Raw genomic sequence first — 17,322 nt, forward strand, 5'->3', positions numbered from 1 at the left:
GCCGGTGGGGCATCCGGCAGGCCCTATCGGCCTGCCGCGATTGAAATCAGTCGTTTTCGCCGTAAGGCGCGGCGGCCACGCCGGGCTCGGGGTCCGGGTGCTTGCCCGCGTGTTCCACGACATACGCAAAGATGCGGCCGTTTTCGTGGGCGAATTCGGCGGCGTCCGCGCACACCGATTCAATGCGGGCGGCATCTTCTTCCAGGGCGGGGTCGCCCGAATGCAGCTTGTACAGCCACAGCACCACGCCGATCTTGTGATCCAGCACGGTATCGCACAGGCAGTCGTAGAGCGCGTCCAGGTTGCCCCCGAAGTATTCGGGGAAATCCACCGCCTTGGCAATGGCGCGCAACACCGCCGAACGGCTGCGGGCAGGATCGCAATTGGCGACGAACAGGGGCAGGCCGAGCTCATGCGCGGCCTCGACCACGGCCTTTTTGTCCAGCCCGTCGTGAGCCAGCGCTCCACCTCGCTTCAACTGCCGCTGCAGGGTAGATTGGGCATTGCGCGTCATGCCTGTGCCTCCTTGAAAAAGGCGATCACTTCATCGGTACGCTGCATCGTATCGGCATAACCCAGTTCGATCAATCGCTTGGTGTAGCTGGATTCGAACAACAGGTAGGACATCAGCGCGCCGCCGCCGGGGCGGCCTGGGTCGGACGATACACCGAGTACGCGAAAAAGGGCACGGGCCTGGGCCGGCATGTCGTCCAGGTGTTCCAGCGCCAGCGAATCCAGCGACCGGCTGGGGGTGATCGTCAGCACCTGGATGCGGCGCACATTGACCTCGTCGCCCTCCCGGGGCACGGCATGATCCACCAGGTAATTCATCCGTTCCAGGCGTTCGACGTCCATCGACAGGCCGTCCAGGAAGATGCTGGACAGGGCATGGCCGCCCACCTGGGCCAGCGACGGGTACGGCGGCGCTTCCTCGCGGTGCTCAGGGTGGGTATCGTCGCGGAAACCCGTGCCGATCACCAGCACCCGGTGCGCGCCCAGGTGGATGGCGGGGCTGATCGGCGCCAGCTGGCGCATGGACCCGTCGCCGCACCATTCGCCTTTGCCGTGCACCGGAATCTGCCGGGCGGGAAACACGAAGGGAATGGCGGACGAGGCCATCAGGTGGTCGACCGTGATCGGCGTGGGGATGGCCAGACGCAGGTAGCGATGCCAGGGCTCGATGGGCGTGTGGGCCTGGTAGAACGTCAGGTGTTCGCCGCTGGTGTAGCCCGATGCGGTGATGGCCAGCGCCGACAGCGCACCGCTTTGCAGGTTGGATTGCAGGCTGTCGAAGTTCAGTACCCGGCCCAGCAGCGCCTGCATGGGGCTGTTGTCCAGCAGCGACTGCGGCCGCTTGCGGGTCAGGCCCGAATACATCCAGCCCAGCGATAAGAGGCCCAGCCAGCGCACGCCGGTGCGGATCAGGCCGGGCGCGTCGGCCCGGTAGATCATGTCGGTGTTCAGCGACGACCACAGGCGCCGGATGCGGCGCACGCCCAGGTGCGGCCTTTCGGCCCGGCACGCCAGCGCCGCGGCATTGATGGCGCCGGCCGAGGTGCCGCAGATGATGTCGAAGGGATTCTTGAAACGCGAATGCCAGTCGGGGTCCAGCAGCTCCATGATGGCGCTGAGCACGCCCACCTGGTAGGCGGCGCGCGCGCCGCCCCCGGTCAGGACCAGGCCGGTCGGCGTGCGCGGGCACGCCGGGCCGGCCGGTGCGACCTCAACGTGGCGTGTTGGCATCGACCACAGTCATCGCGGTCATGTTGACGATGCGGCGCACGGTCGAGCTGGAGGTCAGGATGTGCACCGGCGCGTTGGCGCCCAACAGGAACGGGCCCACCGCCACGTTGCCGCCAGCCGCCGTCTTGAGCAGGTTGTAGGCGATGTTGCCGGAATCCACGTTCGGGCACACCAGAAGGTTGGCTTCGCCCTTGAGCGTGGACGACGGCAGGATGCGCATGCGCAGCGCTTCATCCAGCGCGCAGTCGCCGTGCATTTCACCGTCGATTTCCAGTTCAGGCGCGGCCTCGCGCACCAGTTCCAGCGCGCGGCGCATCTTGGCGCCCGAGGCCGAGCTGCCCGAGCCAAAGTTCGACCGCGACAGCAGCGCAACCTTGGGCGCCAGGAACATGCGCTGCATTTCGTTGGCCGCGGCGATGGTGAATTCGGCGATCTGTTCGGCCGTGGGTTCGTCGTTGACATGCGTATCCACCAGCACCACCGTGCGCTCGTTGAGCAGCAGGATGTTCATGGCGGCGTACACGTTGCGCCCGGCACGGCGGCCGATCACTTCGTCCACGAAACGCAGGTGGTCGTGGTATGCGCCGACCGAGCCGCAGATCATGCCGTCGGCATCGCCCAGGCGCACCATCATCGCGCCGATCAGCGTCATGCGGCGGCGCATTTCCACGCGCGCCATTTCCTTGGTGATGCCGCGGCGGCACATCAGTTCCCAGTACGTCGTCCAGTACTGGTGGAAGCGTTCGTCGTATTCGGGGTTGGTGACTTCGACGTCTTCGCCCAGGCGCAGGCGCAGGCCCAGTTTTTCAATGCGGGTCAGCAGCACCGACGGGCGGCCCACCAGGATCGGACGGGCCAGGCCTTCGTCCACCACCACCTGCACCGCGCGCAGCACGCGCTCGTCTTCGCCCTCGGCGAACACGATGCGGGCGGGGCCGCCTTCGCGCACGATGCGCTTGGCGGCCGAGAACAGCGGCTTCATGAACGCGCCCGAGTGGTACACGAACTGCTGCAGCTGCTCTTCGTAGGCTTCCAGGTCGGCCAACGGACGCGTGGCCACGCCGCCGTCCATCGCGGCCTTGGCCACCGCGGGGGCAATGCGCACGATCAGGCGCGGATCGAACGGCTTGGGAATCAGGTATTCAGCGCCGAACGAAATATCGAACGTGCCGTAGGCCGCCGCGACCACTTCGTTCTGTTCTTCCTGCGCCAGCTGGGCGATGGCATACACCGCCGCCTTTTCCATTTCGCGGGTGATGGTGGTGGCGCCCACGTCCAGCGCACCGCGGAAGATGTACGGAAAGCACAGCACGTTGTTGACCTGGTTCGGGTAGTCCGAACGGCCGGTGGCCATGACCACGTCGTCACGCACCGAATGGGCCAGCTCGGGCAGGATTTCCGGCGTGGGATTGGCCAGCGCCAGGATCAGCGGACGCGAACCCATGGCCGCGACCATTTCCGGCTTGAGCACGCCGCCGGCCGACAGGCCCAGGAATACGTCCGCGCCCTCGATCACTTCGGCCAGCTTGCGGGCATCCGTCTTTTGCGCAAAGCGCGCCTTGTCCGGGTCCATCAGCGTCGTGCGGCCTTCATAGACCACGCCTTCGATGTCGGTCACCCAGATGTTTTCCAGCGGCAGGCCCAGGTCCACCATCAGGTCCAGGCACGCCAGGGCGGCAGCGCCCGCGCCGGACGTCACGACCTTGACCTGGTCGATCTTCTTGCCCACGACCTTCAGGCCGTTGATGAAGGCGGCCGAGACCGTGATGGCGGTGCCGTGCTGGTCGTCGTGGAAGACGGGAATCTTCATGCGTTCGCGCAGCTTGCGCTCGACCGTGAAGCATTCCGGCGCCTTGATGTCTTCGAGGTTGATGCCGCCGAAGGTGGCTTCCAGGCCGGCAATGATCTCGACCAGCTTGTCCGGGTCGGTTTCGTTGATTTCGATGTCGAACACGTCCAGGCCGGCGAACTTCTTGAACAGCACCGCCTTGCCTTCCATCACCGGCTTGGAAGCCAGCGCGCCGATGTTGCCCAAGCCCAGCACCGCGGTGCCGTTGGTGATCACCCCCACCAGGTTGCCGCGGGCCGTGTAGCGGAACACATTGGCCGGGTCCGCCACGATTTCCTCACAGGCCGCCGCTACGCCGGGCGAATACGCCAGGGCCAGGTCGCGCTGGTTGGTGAGCTGCTTGGTCGGCGTGACCGAGATTTTGCCGGGGCGGCCGTGCTCGTGATATTCAAGGGCGGCTTTGCGAAGGTTGGCATCCATAGGGGCGGCTACTGGCTAGAGTGAGGAACACGAAAGGGGGCAATTCTATTCCGATGGCGAACGGCGCGAAACGTTCCCTGCGCACCCTTCGGCGTGCGCTTGCCCCTTTGCCGCAAGCGCCGCCCATCTTACCCCCGGCTTACAAATTGTCGCTATTCGGTGAGTCCTGGAATTCGGGAAAACGCCCATAAGGATCGAACAGCGCCTTGATCCGCCGCTGCGACACCGTCTGCGGCGACGCGCCCGGGTCGACTGGCAACGCGTCCGTCGCCAGGGCCGGCCGGGCCTCGAGCGTCACGCTCTGCACCCAGGCCAACGTGCCGCCATGCCCCAGCAGCAGATGGGCCAGGTTGACCGTGGCCGGCGCCTCGGGCGCCAGCGCGTCCAGGCGGTAGCGCGCCGGCCAGCGCAGCCCCGGCCGGTAATCGGTAGCAAACGCCCCGCCCGACAGCTGGAACAAGGCCGGCACCAGGCGCTGCACCGTCGTCGACCGCAGCGGCTGCACGTCGGCCGCGCCAAACGGCCCCAACGTTTCTTCGACGCCATCCGCCAGCACCAGGTCCACCGCCAGCACGCCGGACGCCGCACACTGCCCCGTGGGCCACAACGCCGGGGCCGCCAGCCACTGTGCCAGCGTCATCGCGCCCGGCAGCCCGTCGAACTGCGTCAGCCCCGCCAGCGCCAGCGCGGCCAGCGGCACGCCCGGCTGGGCCCGCCAGCGCGGCGTCGGCCCGGTCAGCCGCGCCAGCCCCGCCAGACGGCTGGGGTCCAGCCGCAACAACGGCCCGTAGGCGGGTTCGAACGGCCCCTGCGCGTCGTCCAGCGCCATCACCACCCCGTATTCCGCGCACAGCGTGCGAGCGTGGGCCACGTCGGCCTCGCGCACCGGCGTCAACAACGCGCGCGGCCCTTCGCCGCCCGTCTCGCCCAGGTCCTGCACCGCCCCCTGGCATGACAGCCCCAGGCGTTGCAGGAACGTGGCCCAGGGGGTCAGGACGGGCCGCCGGCCCATCAGGAAAGCGCGCCGGGATGGCTGCATGAATACAATTCCTTTTTCCGCTTCAAAACGCCTTCGAGAATCCGATGCCCCGCCTTGCCGCCCGTACCCACGATTTCCTGACCTTCCAGGTCGTCGAGCTGTTCAAGCAGGCGCAAGCCCTGCAGGCGGCCGGCAAGGACATCATCAGCCTCGGTATCGGCGAACCGGACTTTACCGCGCCGCCCCAGGTCGTGGAAGCGCTGCAGCGCGCCGCCCAGGCGGGCCAAAGCGGCTACAGCCCCCCCGCCGGCATCATGCCGCTGCGCGAGGCCATCGCCCAGTTCTACCACGACCAGTTCGGCGCCACGATCGATCCCAAGCGCGTCATCGTCACCGCCGGCGCGTCCGGCGCCCTGACCCTGGCCTGCGCCGCGCTGGTCAACGCGGGCGGCGAAGTCCTCATGCCCGACCCGTCCTACCCGGCCAACAGCAACTTCGTGCTGGCCGCGGGCGGCGTGCCGCGCCTGATTCCCAGCTCGGCCGACAAGCGCTTCCAGCTGTCCGCCCAGGATGTCGCCCAGCACTGGACCGAGGCCACCCAGGGCGTCATGGTCGCCTCGCCCAGCAACCCCACCGGCACCTCCATCGACCCTCGCGAACTGGCCGACCTGCTGGCCCAGGTCCGCGCCCGCAACGGCTTTGCCATCGTCGATGAAATCTACCTGGGCCTGTCCTACGAAGGCCAGCCGCGTTCGGCCTTGACGCTGGACGACGACATCATCGTCATCAACAGCTTCTCGAAATACTTCCACATGACCGGCTGGCGCCTGGGCTGGATGATCGTGCCCGAAGACATGGTCGCCCCCGTCGAAAAAATCGCCGCCAGCCTCGCCATCTGCGCCCCCACCCTGGCCCAGCACGCCGCCCTGGCCTGCTTCACCCCCGACGCCCTGCGCACCTTCGAACACCGCCGCGAAGCCTTCAAGCAACGCCGCGACTACCTGCTGCCCGAATTCGACCGCCTGGGCCTCAAAGTCCCCGTCAAACCCGACGGCGCCTTCTACATCTACGCCGACATCACCGACTTCGGCACCGACAGCGCCACCTTCTCCCAACGCCTCCTGCTGGAAGCCGGCATCGCCGCCGTCCCCGGCCTGGACTTCGGCCCCACCCACGGCCACCACACCATGCGCTTCTCCTACGCCACCGGCCTGGACCGCCTGGAAGAAGCCGTCGCACGCATGACCAAGCTACTGGCCCGCTAAAACAAAAAAGGCGGCCAACAGGCCGCCTACAACAAGCTCACACGACAAAACAAGCACCCAAGCAAAAGACCAGCCCCACCAATCCGTCACAGAAGCCGGAAAACAGAGAAGCCGCCCTCCCACCACGCCACCCCTCAAACCAGGCGCGAATCCCCACCAGCGCGCAGCGCCCCCACCCCGACGCAAGACACCGCGTAAGCCAAAACCGGCTGCCCGCGCAGCCGGTTTCTGGCGGGCAACGCAACCCTCGCCCCCCACCCCAGCCTAGCGGCATCACAATTCTCGAAACCGCTAGCTCGGCACGGGTGGCGCCCATGCGAAGCGCGCCGTCGATGCGCCCGAGGGAATCTGAAGGGAAGGCCGAAGGCCTGGACGAAGATGACGAGGGGGACGTCCGGAGCGAAGGCTCCGGACCGCAATCGTTGGCGCGCTTCGCATGGGCGCCACCCGTGCCGAGCGGCCTACGAAGCACCCACGCAACAAAAAAACTCAATCCCGAGCCAAAGCAATTCCAGAAGCCAACGCCAACCGCCGCCGCTCCGCCTGCACCTTAGCCCCATAGCCGTTGTCATCCGGCCCCGTCGACCCGACATAACACGCCAACCCGCCATCCACCGACCCACGCCGGTTGATGCAGTCGCGCAGAATCGTCGCGCCCACGGCAATATTGGCCCCAGGATCCAGCGGGTTCTTGCCCACCGCATCGAACTTGTCCTGGTGCACGCTGGTCATCACCTGCATCAGCCCCTGCGCCCCCACATGGCTTTCAGCCAGCGGGTTATAGCGGGACTCGATCGCGATCACGGCCAGCAACAGCAGCGGATCCAGCTGCTTCTCGCGGCCGACCTTGTAGACAGTATTCAGGAGCGGACCGGTCGCGTCATACGCGACCTTGTACTTGCGCGAGATATAGTTGCGCAACGCTTCCGCCTGCGGCCCGGTCGCAACCAGGGCGGGCTTCTTGGGCGCGGCAGGCGCCGCGCGGGCAGGCCCCAGCATGCCGGTGGCATTGCTGGAAGGCGCGGTAGGGACGGCCATGGCAATCGCCGACGAGGAATCGCCGTACTCGGACCCGGTGTCGGATTCGACGCCGGTCTGCATGGATGAAGGCGCTAGGGCGGTCAACAAGGCTTTGTGCACTTGCAATGCCTGGTCGCGCAAACCAGGCAGGGCGAATCCCATGCTTACCGTCACGATCACTGCAATGCCCAGGTAGACGGAGCAGATGCGCAGGGATTCGGCAAGATATTGGTGCACTCCTTGGGCCATGTTCCTGAACAGGCTGGCCACTGACGCATCGGGCATAAAACCTCCTGCGTTAAAAAAGAGGGAGTCAATGTTAACCTCTCTTTCTCCCCAAAATGTAACCAAATCGCCGGGATCTGTAGTGAAATACCGCGACCTTAGAGACTTCCTCGCTCAACTCGAACGCATGGGCGAGCTCAAACGCATCGCCGCGCCCGTCTCGACGCGCCTGGAAATGACCGAAATTTCCGACCGCGTATTGCGCGCCGAGGGCCCCGCCCTGATGTTCGAAAAAGCCCTGCACGACGGCAAGCCCGCCGAAATGCCGGTGCTGGCCAACCTGTTCGGCACGCCCTCCCGCGTGGCCCGCGGCATGGGCGCCGACGACGTCAGCGCCCTGCGCGACATCGGCGAACTGCTGGCGTCCCTGCGCGAACCCGAGGCCCCCAAGGGCCTGCGCGATGCGCTGGCCAAGGTCTCGATGCTGAAATCGGCCTTGTGGGACATGAGCCCCAAGAACGTCAAGAGCCCCGCCTGCCAGGAAATCGTCTGGGAAGGCAAGGACGTGGACCTGAACCGCCTGCCCATCCAGACCTGCTGGCCCGGCGACGTGGCGCCGCTCTTGACCTGGGGCCTGGTCATCACCCGCGGCCCCAACGCCAAACGCCAGAACCTGGGCATCTACCGCCAGCAATTGCTGGGCCCCAACAAGCTGATCATGCGCTGGCTGTCGCACCGCGGCGGCGCGCTGGACTTCCGCGACCACGCGCTGGCGCATCCCGGCACGCCCTTCCCCATCGCGGTGGCCCTGGGCGCCGACCCCGCCACCACCCTGGGCGCGGTGACCCCGGTGCCGGACAGCCTGTCCGAATACCAGTTTGCCGGCCTGCTGCGCGGTTCGCGCACCGAAGTCGCCCAGGCGCTGGGCAGCAATCTGTCGGTGCCGGCCTGGGCCGAAATCGTGCTCGAAGGCCATCTGCTGCCGTCGTCCGACCCGCGTGCCATCGCCCCCACCGTGCCCGACGGCGTCAACCCGCCGCCCGACACCGGCTACGAAATGGCGCTGGAAGGCCCCTATGGCGACCACACCGGCTACTACAACGAACAGGACTGGTTCCCGGTGTTCACGGTCGAGCGCATCACCATGCGCCGCAACCCGATCTACCACTCCACCTACACCGGCAAGCCGCCCGACGAACCCGCCGTGCTGGGCGTGGCGCTCAATGAAGTGTTCGTGCCGCTGCTGCGCCGCCAGTTGCCCGAGATCGTCGACTTCTACCTGCCGCCCGAAGGCTGCAGCTACCGCCTGGCCGTGGTCTCGATCCGCAAGCAGTACGCCGGCCACGCCAAGCGCGTCATGTTCGGCCTGTGGAGCATCCTGCGCCAGTTCATGTACACAAAGTTCATCGTGGTGGTCGACGAAGACATCAACCCGCGCGACTGGAAGGAAGTCGTGTGGGCGATGACCACCCGCATGGACCCGGTGCGCGACACGCTGCTGGTGGAAAACACCCCCATCGACTACCTGGACTTCGCCTCGCCGGTGTCGGGCCTGGGCGGCAAGATGGGTCTGGACGCCACCAACAAGTGGCCCGGCGAAACCCAGCGCGAATGGGGCACGCCCATCTCCATGGACGCCGACGTCAAGAAGCGCGTGGACGACATGTGGGGCCAACTGGGCCTGTAGCAAGTCGGTGCATTCGCTTGCCGGCGGCCAAGCGCGGCCGACCTGCAAGCGGGTGCCCCCCCAAAAAAAGAAACCCCGCCTGCGAAGGCGGGGTTTCTTTTTGAAGCGAAGTGCAGGCAGAAGAGCGAGCAGCTCAGCGACCGTCGTCGTCCTGGCGGGAATCTTGCCAGAGCTTGAACAGTTGCCATCCCACCAGCGCGCCACCGGCCAGCTTGAGCAGCTTGGACTTCTTGCCGCCGCGCATGAACATGGCCGACACCGACGAGCTGATCAGCGGATAGCGCCGCGCCAGGCCAATGGCCTGCATGGCCCAGCGCGAGGCGCCGCCGGACGACAGGCCCGGCAGAAAGCTCTTGAACAGCGCCGCCGGCTCGAGCTTGCGCCCGGCCGAGACGATGCCCTGGGCCAGCGATTCGCGTTCGATCGCGGCGCGTGCGCGCAGCAGTTCGATGCGCACCGCGCGGTCGACAGCGGGAGACCGTTTCGTCATGGTTCAGCCCTCCTCGCGCCGGCGCGCCCGATCATCGTCGTCCTGGGCATCGCGCACGCGTTCAAGCAGTTCCGCGTCGCGGCCCAGCTCTTCCAGCGTGGCCGCGAACGGCGGCGGGCCATACAGCAGCCCGTGGCGCACCACCAGCAGCAGCACGACACCGACCACCAGGTAGAAGGCCGCCAACAGGCCCAGGGCCAGGTAGCGGTCTTCGGTGGGCCAGAATGCCACCGCGACGGTAATGGTGAAGACCAGCACCGCCAGCGTCAAAAACAGCAACGCGGCAAATGCCAGGCCCAACAACTTGAGCAGGCGCGCTTTTTCGCCGGACGCTTCCAGCGCCAGCAATTCCAGGCGCGTGCGCATCAGCCCGACCAGGCTGGACGCCACGCCAAAGACAGATTTGCGTAGACCCATGGCTGAAAGGACACCGGGCGGGAGACGCGGCAAAACGCCTGCGCCGCCCGCCCGGGACGTCCCTGCCTATCAGCGGCGGCTGATCAGCAAGCCGAGCAGCAGGCCGGTCACGCCTGCGATGCCGATGGCTTGCCAGGGATTGTCATGCACGTAGTCGTCGGTGGCGCGGGCGGCTTTGCGGCCGCGCTCGAGCACTGCGTCCTGGGCTTCGTAGAGGGCTTCGCGGGTGCGCTTGAGCGAGGTCATGGCGCGTTCACGCAGTTCGGTGGCTTTGTCGCCCGTGCTGCTGGCGGCTTCGCGCAGCAGGCTTTCAGCGTCGTTCAGGCTGGTCTTGACACTGTCGATGAGTTTTTCTTTTGCGACTTCTTCGGATTTTCTCGTGGCCATGTTTTGAGCTCCTGTTGTGTGTCTATGACGAAACCATCATACCAGCCGCCCCGCGGCGGGCACGGCCGGCTTGCTACCGTGTGCTACTTGATTTGCGTAATCTCAACGGCGGATTTGACGCCGCCCTGATCGATGTCTTGCTTCATGACCAGGTTCACCGCCGGGCAGTACCAATCGGTGACGGTGGTGTTCATGCCGGGTATGGGAATGGTCAGGCCCTGGAAGGTGGCCATGGTGGGATCGGAGTTGCGGGTGTACGAAATGGGATGGCAGGACTGCTGGCCCAACGCCGTGCTGATGGCGGTGGCGCGGCCGACGGTCTTCTCGCCGATGCGCACCGTGGTGCTGGGCTGGCCGCCCACCGGCGCTTCCTTGCCGATCTTCAGGCGGAAGGACGAACCGGGCAGCTTCTGGCCGGCATTGAGTTTGCCGTCGTACGCGAACAGGCCCAGCATGCGCAGGTCGAACTGGCCTTCGGAAGGCTTGGGCGCTTCGCCCGCGGTGGCGTACTTGAGAAAGGTGGCCTGGCCGCCTTTGACGGTCATCAGGTAATCCAGGTTGGACTTGCCCGGCGGCAGGCCCGCATAGCTGAAGCGGGCTACGCCCTGCACGCGTGCGCGGCAGTTGTCGCCATTGCTTTTTGTAACCTCGGTGAAGGCCAGATCAGCGCCCAGCGCGATGTTGCCCGAGCCGGTGAGCTGGACCGCGCCGCCGTCGTGCATGAACTTCGCGTCGCACACGCCCGCCTGCGCCACGCCGGCCGCGCCCAGCGCGCCCGCCACCAATATCAGGGATGCCAATTTTCGCAAAGCCACAAGCCACTCCAGAAATCCAGAAAACGCCGCCCGCTGTGCGCGGACGGGTGGCTTGATACTACACCGGTTGGCAAAAGCGCCGCATGACCGAACGTGTCAGTCAGCGCACCCTTTTCCTGACTGGCTAGGCAGCAGCGCGGGACGCCTCGGCCACGGCCGGCGCCTCGGGCGCCGGCACGCTGGCCAAGGCCGCGGGCTGGGCCCGTTCCGGATTGCCATGGCGGCGATGCAGGAAGTCGACCACTCCGGCGCGGCACGACAGGTAGACCGGATCGTTGGCCAGCCGCACCCGGTCGCGCGGCCGCGGCAGCGGCACCGGCAGGATGTCGCCGATGGTCGCTGCCGGCCCGTTGGTCAGCATGACGATGCGGTCCGACAGCAGCACGGCCTCGTCGACGTCGTGCGTGACCATGATGGTGGTGGTGCGCGTCTTGGCCACGATCTTGAGCAGCTCGTCCTGCAGATGCGCGCGGGTCAGCGCATCCAGGGCGCCGAACGGTTCATCCATCAGCAGCACGCCGGGTTCGATCGCCAGGGCGCGCGCGATGCCCACGCGCTGCTTCATGCCGCCGGATATCTCGCGCGGCAGCTTGTTCTGGGCAGGCAGCAGGCCCACCAGATCCAGCGCCGCGCGGGTGCGCTCGGCCAGCTGGGCGCGCTTTTCGGTGGCGCCAAAGACCCGCTCCACCGCCAGGTGCACGTTCTGGAAACACGTCAGCCAGGGCAGCAGCGAATGGTTCTGGAACACCACCGCGCGGTCCGGGCCGGGCCCGGTGATCTCGCGCTCGGCGCACAGCAGCACGCCGCGGGTGGGCCGCGTCAGGCCGGCAATCAGGTTCAGCAAGGTGGACTTGCCGCAGCCCGAGTGGCCGATCAGCGTGATGAATTCGCCCTGCTCGACGGTCAGGTCGATATCGCGCAGGGCCACGAAAGCGCCTTTGCGGGTGGTGAACGTCTGGCCCACGCGTTCGATGCGTACGAATTTCTTCATGGCGCTATTCCTCGGTGTAGGTGAAGCGGCGGGCCAGCGCGACCAGCAGCGTTTCCAGGATCAGGCCGACGATGCCGATCACGAAAATGGCGATGACGATGTGTTCGACCTTCAGGTTGTTCCATTCGTCCCACAGCCAGAAGCCGATGCCGGTGCCGCCCGTCAGCATCTCGGCGGCCACGATCACCAGCCACGCGGTGCCGATCGACAGCCGCACGCCGGTCAGCATGTAGGGCAGCACCGCCGGCAGCAGCACCTTGGTGGTGACCTTCCATTCCGACAGGTTCAGCACCCGCGCCACGTTCAGGTAGTCCTGCGGCACGCGCGACACGCCGACGGCGGTGTTGATGATCATGGGCCAGATCGAACAGATGAAAATCGCCCAGATGGCCGCCGGGTTCGCGGCCTTGAACAGCAACAGGCCCAGCGGCAGCCACGCCAGCGGCGACACGGGCCGCAGCAGGCTCACGATGGGCGAAAACATGGCGCGCACCGGCGCATAGCGGCCGATGGCGAAGCCCACGGGAATGCCGATCAGCGCAGCCAGCCCGAAGCCGATGCCCACCCGTTGCAAGGACGCCAGCAGGTTCCAGCCGATGCCCTTGTCGTTCGGGCCGTTGTCGTAGAACGGGTCGGCAAACAAGGTGACGGCCGCCTGCCAGGTCACCCCCGGCGTGGGAATCTCGGGAATGCGCATGGCCACCACCTGCCACACCAGCACGAACAGCGCGAAGCCGGCCACCGGGCCGACCACGGCGCGCAGCGCGGCTTCCAGGTAGTCGCGCCCGGCGTCTGCCCAGAGCCTGGTACGAGCGCCTGCGTCTGCCGTCGCGGCGGTCCCGGCCAAGGCGCTGCCGGCCATGGCCGCCCCCGCGGTGCCGCCCGCCAAGGCGCCCCCTTCCCTATTCGTCACGCTAGACATGGTGTTGCTCCTTATCGCGAACCGGCGCTCAGGCCTTGACCTTGAATCCGTCGGCGTAGGCCGCCGGGTTGCTGCCGTCCCACACCACGCCGTCGATCAGCTTGGACGTACGCATGTCGCTGGCAGGCAGCGCAATGCCGGCGGCCTGGGCAGCCTGCTTGTAGATATCGATGCGGTTGACCTGGCGCGCCGTGGCCAGATAGTCGGGGTGATCCTTGAGCAGGCCCCAGCGCTTGTGCTGGGTCAGGAACCACATGCCGTCGCTCAGGTACGGGAAGTTGGCCGCGCCGTCGCCCGAAAAGCGCATCGCGTGCTCGTCGTTCCACTGCTTGCCCAGGCCGTCTTCGTACTGGCCCAGCATGCGGCCCACGATGGCGCTGGCGTCGGTGTTGACGTAGGACTTGGCGGCGATGGTCTCGGCGGTCTTCTGGCGGTTGGCCGGCGAGGCGTCGATCCATTTGCCCGCTTCCAGGATGGCGGCGGTCACCGCGCGCGCCGTATTCGGGTTGCGCGCCACGAAGTCGGCGCTGGTGCCCAGCACCTTTTCGGGGTGGTCGGTCCAGATGGCCTGGGTGGTCACGGCCGTGAAGCCGATCTTGTCCAGGATGGCGCGGGCGCCCCACGGCTCGCCCACACAGTAGCCATCCATATTGCCCACCCGCATGTTGGCGACCATCTGCGGCGGCGGCACGGTGATGACCTTGGCGTCCTTCATCGGATCGATGCCGTATGCCGCCAACCAGTAATACAGCCACATCGCGTGCGTGCCGGTCGGGAAGGTCTGGGCGAAGGTGTATTCACGCTTGTCGGACGCCATGACCTTGGCCAGCGATTCGCCATCGCGCGCGCCGGCCTGCAGCAGCTTGTTCGACAGCGTGATGGCCTGGCCGTTCTGGTTCAGGTTCATCAGCACGGCCATGTCCTTCTTCGCCCCGCCCACGCCCATCTGCACGCCGTAGATCAGGCCGTACAGCACGTGGGCCATGTCCAGTTCGCCATTGAGCAGCTTGTCGCGCACCGCCGCCCAGGACGCTTCCTTGGACGGCGTGATGGTGACGCCATGCTTCTTGTCGATGCCCAGCACCGAGGCCATGACGACAGACGCGCAGTCGGTCAACGGAATGAAGCCGATCTTGACCTCGGGCTTCTCGGGAGCATCGCTGCCCGCGGCCCAGGCGCCGGCCCGCACCAGGGGATCGACCAGCGACAGGAGGCTGGCGCCCGCCACCGCCCGCGCGGTGCCCGCCAGCCATTGGCGGCGGCCGCTGCTGGCGGGGCTGGCCGAACCGCAGGCGGCGTCGGACAGAAGGGGTTTCACAGGCGTCTTCGGTTGCGTCATACGGGGCTCCTGGCAAAAAAAAACGTCCCGCGCGCCCTGCGGGAACAACCCGTCGGCGCTGCGGAACGTCGTTGTTCCCTGCCGCGAATCGCGGCGCTTGGCGTGGGCGAGCCGCACGCGGCGCCCCCATGAACCCTTAAGCAATCGCTGTGCCAACTCGCTTGCGGCGGCGCCCGACTCGTTGGCGACCCGCGCCGGCGCTGGTTTTGAGGGTGGATATCCCGAAAACTCGCAGGCCTCACGCAATCGACCGCGACGCCCCGAGTGATCCACTTTGGTGCGCCGGCCATGCGGCGGCGCACCATCGACGTGCGATTTTTCGCACCCTGGTCAACCGCTGCCCCGGCCAGCCCCGCATCCTGCGCCTGGGCATGGAACTTGCATGAGCTACCCCGGCAGGCACGCGGGACAGGCGTGCCAAATAAGTTATGGCTATATGGATTCAAGAAATCAGAAGTTGTGGGGATGAAACCCCATCCCTATGATCGACTGACCTTCTGCCGGGTGCGCCCGAGGCTGCGTAATGAAGCTTTTCCCGATTTTTGCCGACCTGAAAGACCGGCCCGTGCTGGTCGTGGGCGGCGGCGCCGTGGCCGAGCGCAAGACGCTGGCCTTGCTGGAAGCCCACGCCGACGTGGCCGTGGGTGCGCCGGACCTGACCCCCGCCCTGGCGGATCTGCTGGCCCAGGGCCGCATCCGTCACCTGCCCGGCCCGTTCGACCCGGCGTGGCTGGATGGTGTATGGCTGGTGGTTGCCGCCACCGACGACCGCGGCGTCAATGCCGCCGTGTCCGAGGCCGCCCAGTCCCGCCGAATTTTCAGCAACGTGGTGGACGACCCTGAACTGTCGTCGTTCCAGGTGCCGTCCATCGTCGACCGTTCGCCGGTCATCGTCGCCATTTCGTCGTCGGGCGTGGCCCCGGTGCTGGCGCGGCGCCTGCGCGAACGCATCGAATCCCTGTTCGACCACACCCTGGGCCACCTGGCCGGGCTGGCCGAACGCTACCGCCAACGCATCCGCGCCGGTCACCCCGACCTGGGCGCACGCCGCCGCTTCTACGATTGGCTGCTGGACGGCCCCGTGGCCGGCCTGCTGCGCCAGCAGCAACCCGAGGCGGCCGAGGCCGCACTGAACGCCGCGCTGGCCCAGCCGCTGACGCCGGCCGAAGGCAGCGTCGTGCTGGTGGGCGCCGGCCCCGGCGACCCCGGCCTCTTGACGCTGAAGGCGCTGCGCGCGCTGAACGAAGCCGATGTGATTCTGTACGACCGCCTGGTCAGCAATGACATCATGTCGCTGGCGCGCCGCGATGCCGAACGCATTTCGGTGGGCAAGCTGCCGGGCGAAGACCATCACGCCACGCAGGCGCGCATTCATGCGTTGCTGGTCGAACACGCGCGCGCCGGCCGCCGGGTGGTGCGGCTGAAAGGCGGGGACGCGTTCATTTTTGGCCGTGGCGGCGAGGAACTCGAACACCTGCGCGCCCACGGCGTGCGCTACGAGGTCGTGCCCGGCATCACCGCCGCGCTGGCCTGTGCGGCCTACGCCGGCATACCGCTGACGCACCGCGAACACGCCCAGTCCGTGCGCCTGGTGACGGCGCACTGCCGCGAAGACGAAGACAACCTGGATTGGCCGGCGCTGGCCCGCGAAAAGCAGACCCTGGCCTTCTATATGGGGGTGGGGCAGCTGGAGCTGCTGACGCAGCGCCTGATACGCCACGGCCGTGCGCCGCAGACGCCATTCGCCCTGGTCGAAAACGGCAGCCGCCCCGAACAGCGGGTGCTGTCGGGTTCGTTGCAGGACTTGCCGCAACTGGCGCGCGCCCATGCCATCCGGTCCCCCGCCCTCTTGATCGTGGGCGAAGTGGCCGGACTGGCACAGTCATTGCATTGGTTTGGCGAACACCTGGAAGGGGCGCCGCAGCGGCTGGCGGCCTAGGGCCCGTCCCGTTCGTGACGCGTCAACCTGTTCCGCCTGGGCCCCTCGGTTCTTGAGGCCCCATCCATGAAAGCAGGCCGGGGCCACGGCGAACCGGCCCCGGACAGACGGCATCAGTCCGTCTTTTGCGTGGTGCCGAAGATGCGGTCGCCCGCATCGCCCAGGCCCGGCATGATGTAGCCGTGCTCGTTCAGGCCGTCGTCGATGGATGCCGTGTAGATATGCACATCCGGGTGCTTGGACAGCACCGCGTCAATGCCGACCGGCGCGGCCACCAGCACCAGCGCGCGGATTTCCTTGCAGCCGGCGCGCTTGAGCAGGTCGATCGCGGCGACCATCGAGCCGCCGGTGGCCAGCATCGGGTCGACGATCAGGGCCAGGCGCTGGTCCAGCTCGCCCACCAGGCGTTCCAGGTAGGTGTGGGCTTCCAGGGTTTCTTCGTTGCGGGCCACGCCCACCACGCTGACCTTGGCGCCGGGGATCAGGCTGAGCACGCCGTCCAGCATGCCGATGCCGGCGCGCAGGATGGGCACCACGGTGACTTTCTTGCCGGCGATCTTCTCGACCTGCACCGAGCCACACCAGCCTTCGACCGTGGCGGGGGCCAGCGGCAGGTCCTTGGACGCTTCATAAGTGAGCAGCGCGCCCACTTCCTGCGACAGTTCACGGAAGCTCTTGGTACTGAGGTCGGCGCGACGCATGATCCCGAGCTTGTGGCGGATCAGCGGATGGCGGATTTCGTGCACGGGCATGTGCGTAAATCTCCAGAATTATTGATAGACAGGGTGTTTCGCCTCAGGCGCCACCGCCACGCGGTGCGCGCCTGAGAATCGT

Annotated in this window: 16 protein-coding genes; 3 read left to right on the forward strand and 13 right to left on the reverse strand. The window is 66.9% G+C overall.

Annotated features, from left to right (window positions below; genetic code table 11):
* Window positions 1-46 precede the first annotated feature (46 nt).
* The 4 genes from HV798_RS17200 to HV798_RS17215 form a co-directional block, all read right to left on the reverse strand.
* The gene (locus HV798_RS17200) at window positions 47-514 is read right to left on the reverse strand and encodes a barstar family protein (RefSeq protein WP_025137340.1); all 468 of its coding nucleotides are present in this window, start codon (window positions 512-514) and stop codon (window positions 47-49) included.
* A complete protein-coding gene (locus HV798_RS17205; RefSeq protein ID WP_246288883.1) occupies window positions 511-1,743 on the reverse strand; it encodes a patatin-like phospholipase family protein in 1,233 nt (410 codons plus the stop codon). The genes HV798_RS17200 and HV798_RS17205 overlap by 4 nt, the downstream gene beginning before the upstream one ends.
* Window positions 1,724-4,012, reverse strand: a complete 2,289-nt coding sequence (locus tag HV798_RS17210; RefSeq protein ID WP_175216480.1) for an NADP-dependent malic enzyme — start codon at window positions 4,010-4,012, stop codon at window positions 1,724-1,726. The genes HV798_RS17205 and HV798_RS17210 overlap by 20 nt, the downstream gene beginning before the upstream one ends.
* Window positions 4,013-4,151: 139 nt before the next feature.
* Window positions 4,152-5,051: an FAD-binding protein gene (locus HV798_RS17215; protein ID WP_175194113.1), complete on the reverse strand. Its 900-nt coding sequence runs from the start codon at window positions 5,049-5,051 to the stop codon at window positions 4,152-4,154.
* Between the two features lie 44 nt (window positions 5,052-5,095).
* Here HV798_RS17215 and HV798_RS17220 point away from each other — a divergent pair, with 44 nt between their 5' ends.
* A complete protein-coding gene (locus tag HV798_RS17220; RefSeq protein ID WP_175194111.1) occupies window positions 5,096-6,256 on the forward strand; it encodes a pyridoxal phosphate-dependent aminotransferase in 1,161 nt (386 codons plus the stop codon).
* Window positions 6,257-6,745: 489 nt separating this feature from the next.
* On the opposite strand, the gene HV798_RS17225 is transcribed toward HV798_RS17220, so the two are convergent.
* Window positions 6,746-7,561 carry a lytic transglycosylase domain-containing protein gene (locus HV798_RS17225; RefSeq protein ID WP_025137335.1) on the reverse strand — a complete coding sequence of 272 codons (816 nt, stop codon included), beginning with the start codon at window positions 7,559-7,561 and terminating at the stop codon, window positions 6,746-6,748.
* Window positions 7,562-7,643: 82 nt separating this feature from the next.
* Between HV798_RS17225 and ubiD the strand changes: the two genes are divergently transcribed.
* The gene (gene ubiD / locus HV798_RS17230; protein WP_175194109.1) at window positions 7,644-9,188 is read left to right on the forward strand and encodes a 4-hydroxy-3-polyprenylbenzoate decarboxylase; all 1,545 of its coding nucleotides are present in this window, start codon (window positions 7,644-7,646) and stop codon (window positions 9,186-9,188) included.
* 133 nt (window positions 9,189-9,321) lie between these two features.
* Here the strand turns inward: ubiD and HV798_RS17235 are convergent, their stop codons facing one another.
* The 7 genes from HV798_RS17235 to HV798_RS17265 form a co-directional block, all read right to left on the reverse strand.
* Complete coding sequence (locus HV798_RS17235; protein ID WP_025137333.1) at window positions 9,322-9,678, reverse strand: hypothetical protein; 357 nt, start codon at window positions 9,676-9,678, stop codon at window positions 9,322-9,324.
* Window positions 9,679-9,681: 3 nt separating this feature from the next.
* Window positions 9,682-10,095, reverse strand: a complete 414-nt coding sequence (locus HV798_RS17240; RefSeq protein WP_025137332.1) for a phage holin family protein — start codon at window positions 10,093-10,095, stop codon at window positions 9,682-9,684.
* Between the two features lie 69 nt (window positions 10,096-10,164).
* A complete protein-coding gene (locus HV798_RS17245) occupies window positions 10,165-10,482 on the reverse strand; it encodes an ElaB/YgaM/YqjD family protein (protein WP_025137331.1) in 318 nt (105 codons plus the stop codon).
* 83 nt (window positions 10,483-10,565) lie between these two features.
* Window positions 10,566-11,291: a hypothetical protein gene (locus tag HV798_RS17250; RefSeq protein ID WP_175194170.1), complete on the reverse strand. Its 726-nt coding sequence runs from the start codon at window positions 11,289-11,291 to the stop codon at window positions 10,566-10,568.
* Window positions 11,292-11,421: 130 nt separating this feature from the next.
* Window positions 11,422-12,288, reverse strand: coding sequence for an ABC transporter ATP-binding protein (locus HV798_RS17255; RefSeq protein WP_175194107.1), 867 nt, complete (start codon window positions 12,286-12,288; stop codon window positions 11,422-11,424).
* 4 nt (window positions 12,289-12,292) lie between these two features.
* Window positions 12,293-13,150, reverse strand: coding sequence for a nitrate ABC transporter permease (gene ntrB, locus HV798_RS17260; RefSeq protein WP_425486153.1), 858 nt, complete (start codon window positions 13,148-13,150; stop codon window positions 12,293-12,295).
* 88 nt (window positions 13,151-13,238) lie between these two features.
* Window positions 13,239-14,549: a CmpA/NrtA family ABC transporter substrate-binding protein gene (locus tag HV798_RS17265; protein WP_175194105.1), complete on the reverse strand. Its 1,311-nt coding sequence runs from the start codon at window positions 14,547-14,549 to the stop codon at window positions 13,239-13,241.
* Window positions 14,550-15,072: 523 nt separating this feature from the next.
* On the opposite strand from HV798_RS17265, the gene cysG reads away from it, so the two are divergent.
* Window positions 15,073-16,488, forward strand: coding sequence for a siroheme synthase CysG (cysG, locus tag HV798_RS17270; RefSeq protein ID WP_175194103.1), 1,416 nt, complete (start codon window positions 15,073-15,075; stop codon window positions 16,486-16,488).
* 113 nt (window positions 16,489-16,601) lie between these two features.
* On the opposite strand, the gene upp is transcribed toward cysG, so the two are convergent.
* Complete coding sequence (gene upp, locus HV798_RS17275; RefSeq protein WP_175194101.1) at window positions 16,602-17,240, reverse strand: uracil phosphoribosyltransferase; 639 nt, start codon at window positions 17,238-17,240, stop codon at window positions 16,602-16,604.
* Window positions 17,241-17,322 lie beyond the last annotated feature (82 nt).

Source organism: Achromobacter deleyi (assembly GCF_902859705.1).
GTDB classification, from domain to species: domain Bacteria; phylum Pseudomonadota; class Gammaproteobacteria; order Burkholderiales; family Burkholderiaceae_B; genus Achromobacter; species Achromobacter deleyi.

What these genes read in the sequence shown, in the direction of transcription:
- upp (WP_175194101.1), bottom strand. Translation starts at nt 17,240, where the DNA reads ATGCCCGTGCACGAAATCCGCCATCCGCTGATCCGCCACAAGCTCGGG.
- HV798_RS17225 (WP_025137335.1), bottom strand. Translation starts at nt 7,561, where the DNA reads ATGCCCGATGCGTCAGTGGCCAGCCTGTTCAGGAACATGGCCCAAGGA.
- HV798_RS17265 (WP_175194105.1), bottom strand. Translation starts at nt 14,549, where the DNA reads ATGACGCAACCGAAGACGCCTGTGAAACCCCTTCTGTCCGACGCCGCC.
- HV798_RS17215 (WP_175194113.1), bottom strand. Translation starts at nt 5,051, where the DNA reads ATGCAGCCATCCCGGCGCGCTTTCCTGATGGGCCGGCGGCCCGTCCTG.
- HV798_RS17210 (WP_175216480.1), bottom strand. Translation starts at nt 4,012, where the DNA reads ATGGATGCCAACCTTCGCAAAGCCGCCCTTGAATATCACGAGCACGGC.
- HV798_RS17255 (WP_175194107.1), bottom strand. Translation starts at nt 12,288, where the DNA reads ATGAAGAAATTCGTACGCATCGAACGCGTGGGCCAGACGTTCACCACC.
- ntrB (WP_425486153.1), bottom strand. Translation starts at nt 13,150, where the DNA reads ATGGCCGGCAGCGCCTTGGCCGGGACCGCCGCGACGGCAGACGCAGGC.
- HV798_RS17245 (WP_025137331.1), bottom strand. Translation starts at nt 10,482, where the DNA reads ATGGCCACGAGAAAATCCGAAGAAGTCGCAAAAGAAAAACTCATCGAC.
- HV798_RS17200 (WP_025137340.1), bottom strand. Translation starts at nt 514, where the DNA reads ATGACGCGCAATGCCCAATCTACCCTGCAGCGGCAGTTGAAGCGAGGT.
- HV798_RS17240 (WP_025137332.1), bottom strand. Translation starts at nt 10,095, where the DNA reads ATGGGTCTACGCAAATCTGTCTTTGGCGTGGCGTCCAGCCTGGTCGGG.
- HV798_RS17205 (WP_246288883.1), bottom strand. Translation starts at nt 1,743, where the DNA reads ATGCCAACACGCCACGTTGAGGTCGCACCGGCCGGCCCGGCGTGCCCG.
- HV798_RS17220 (WP_175194111.1), top strand. Translation starts at nt 5,096, where the DNA reads ATGCCCCGCCTTGCCGCCCGTACCCACGATTTCCTGACCTTCCAGGTC.
- cysG (WP_175194103.1), top strand. Translation starts at nt 15,073, where the DNA reads ATGAAGCTTTTCCCGATTTTTGCCGACCTGAAAGACCGGCCCGTGCTG.
- HV798_RS17235 (WP_025137333.1), bottom strand. Translation starts at nt 9,678, where the DNA reads ATGACGAAACGGTCTCCCGCTGTCGACCGCGCGGTGCGCATCGAACTG.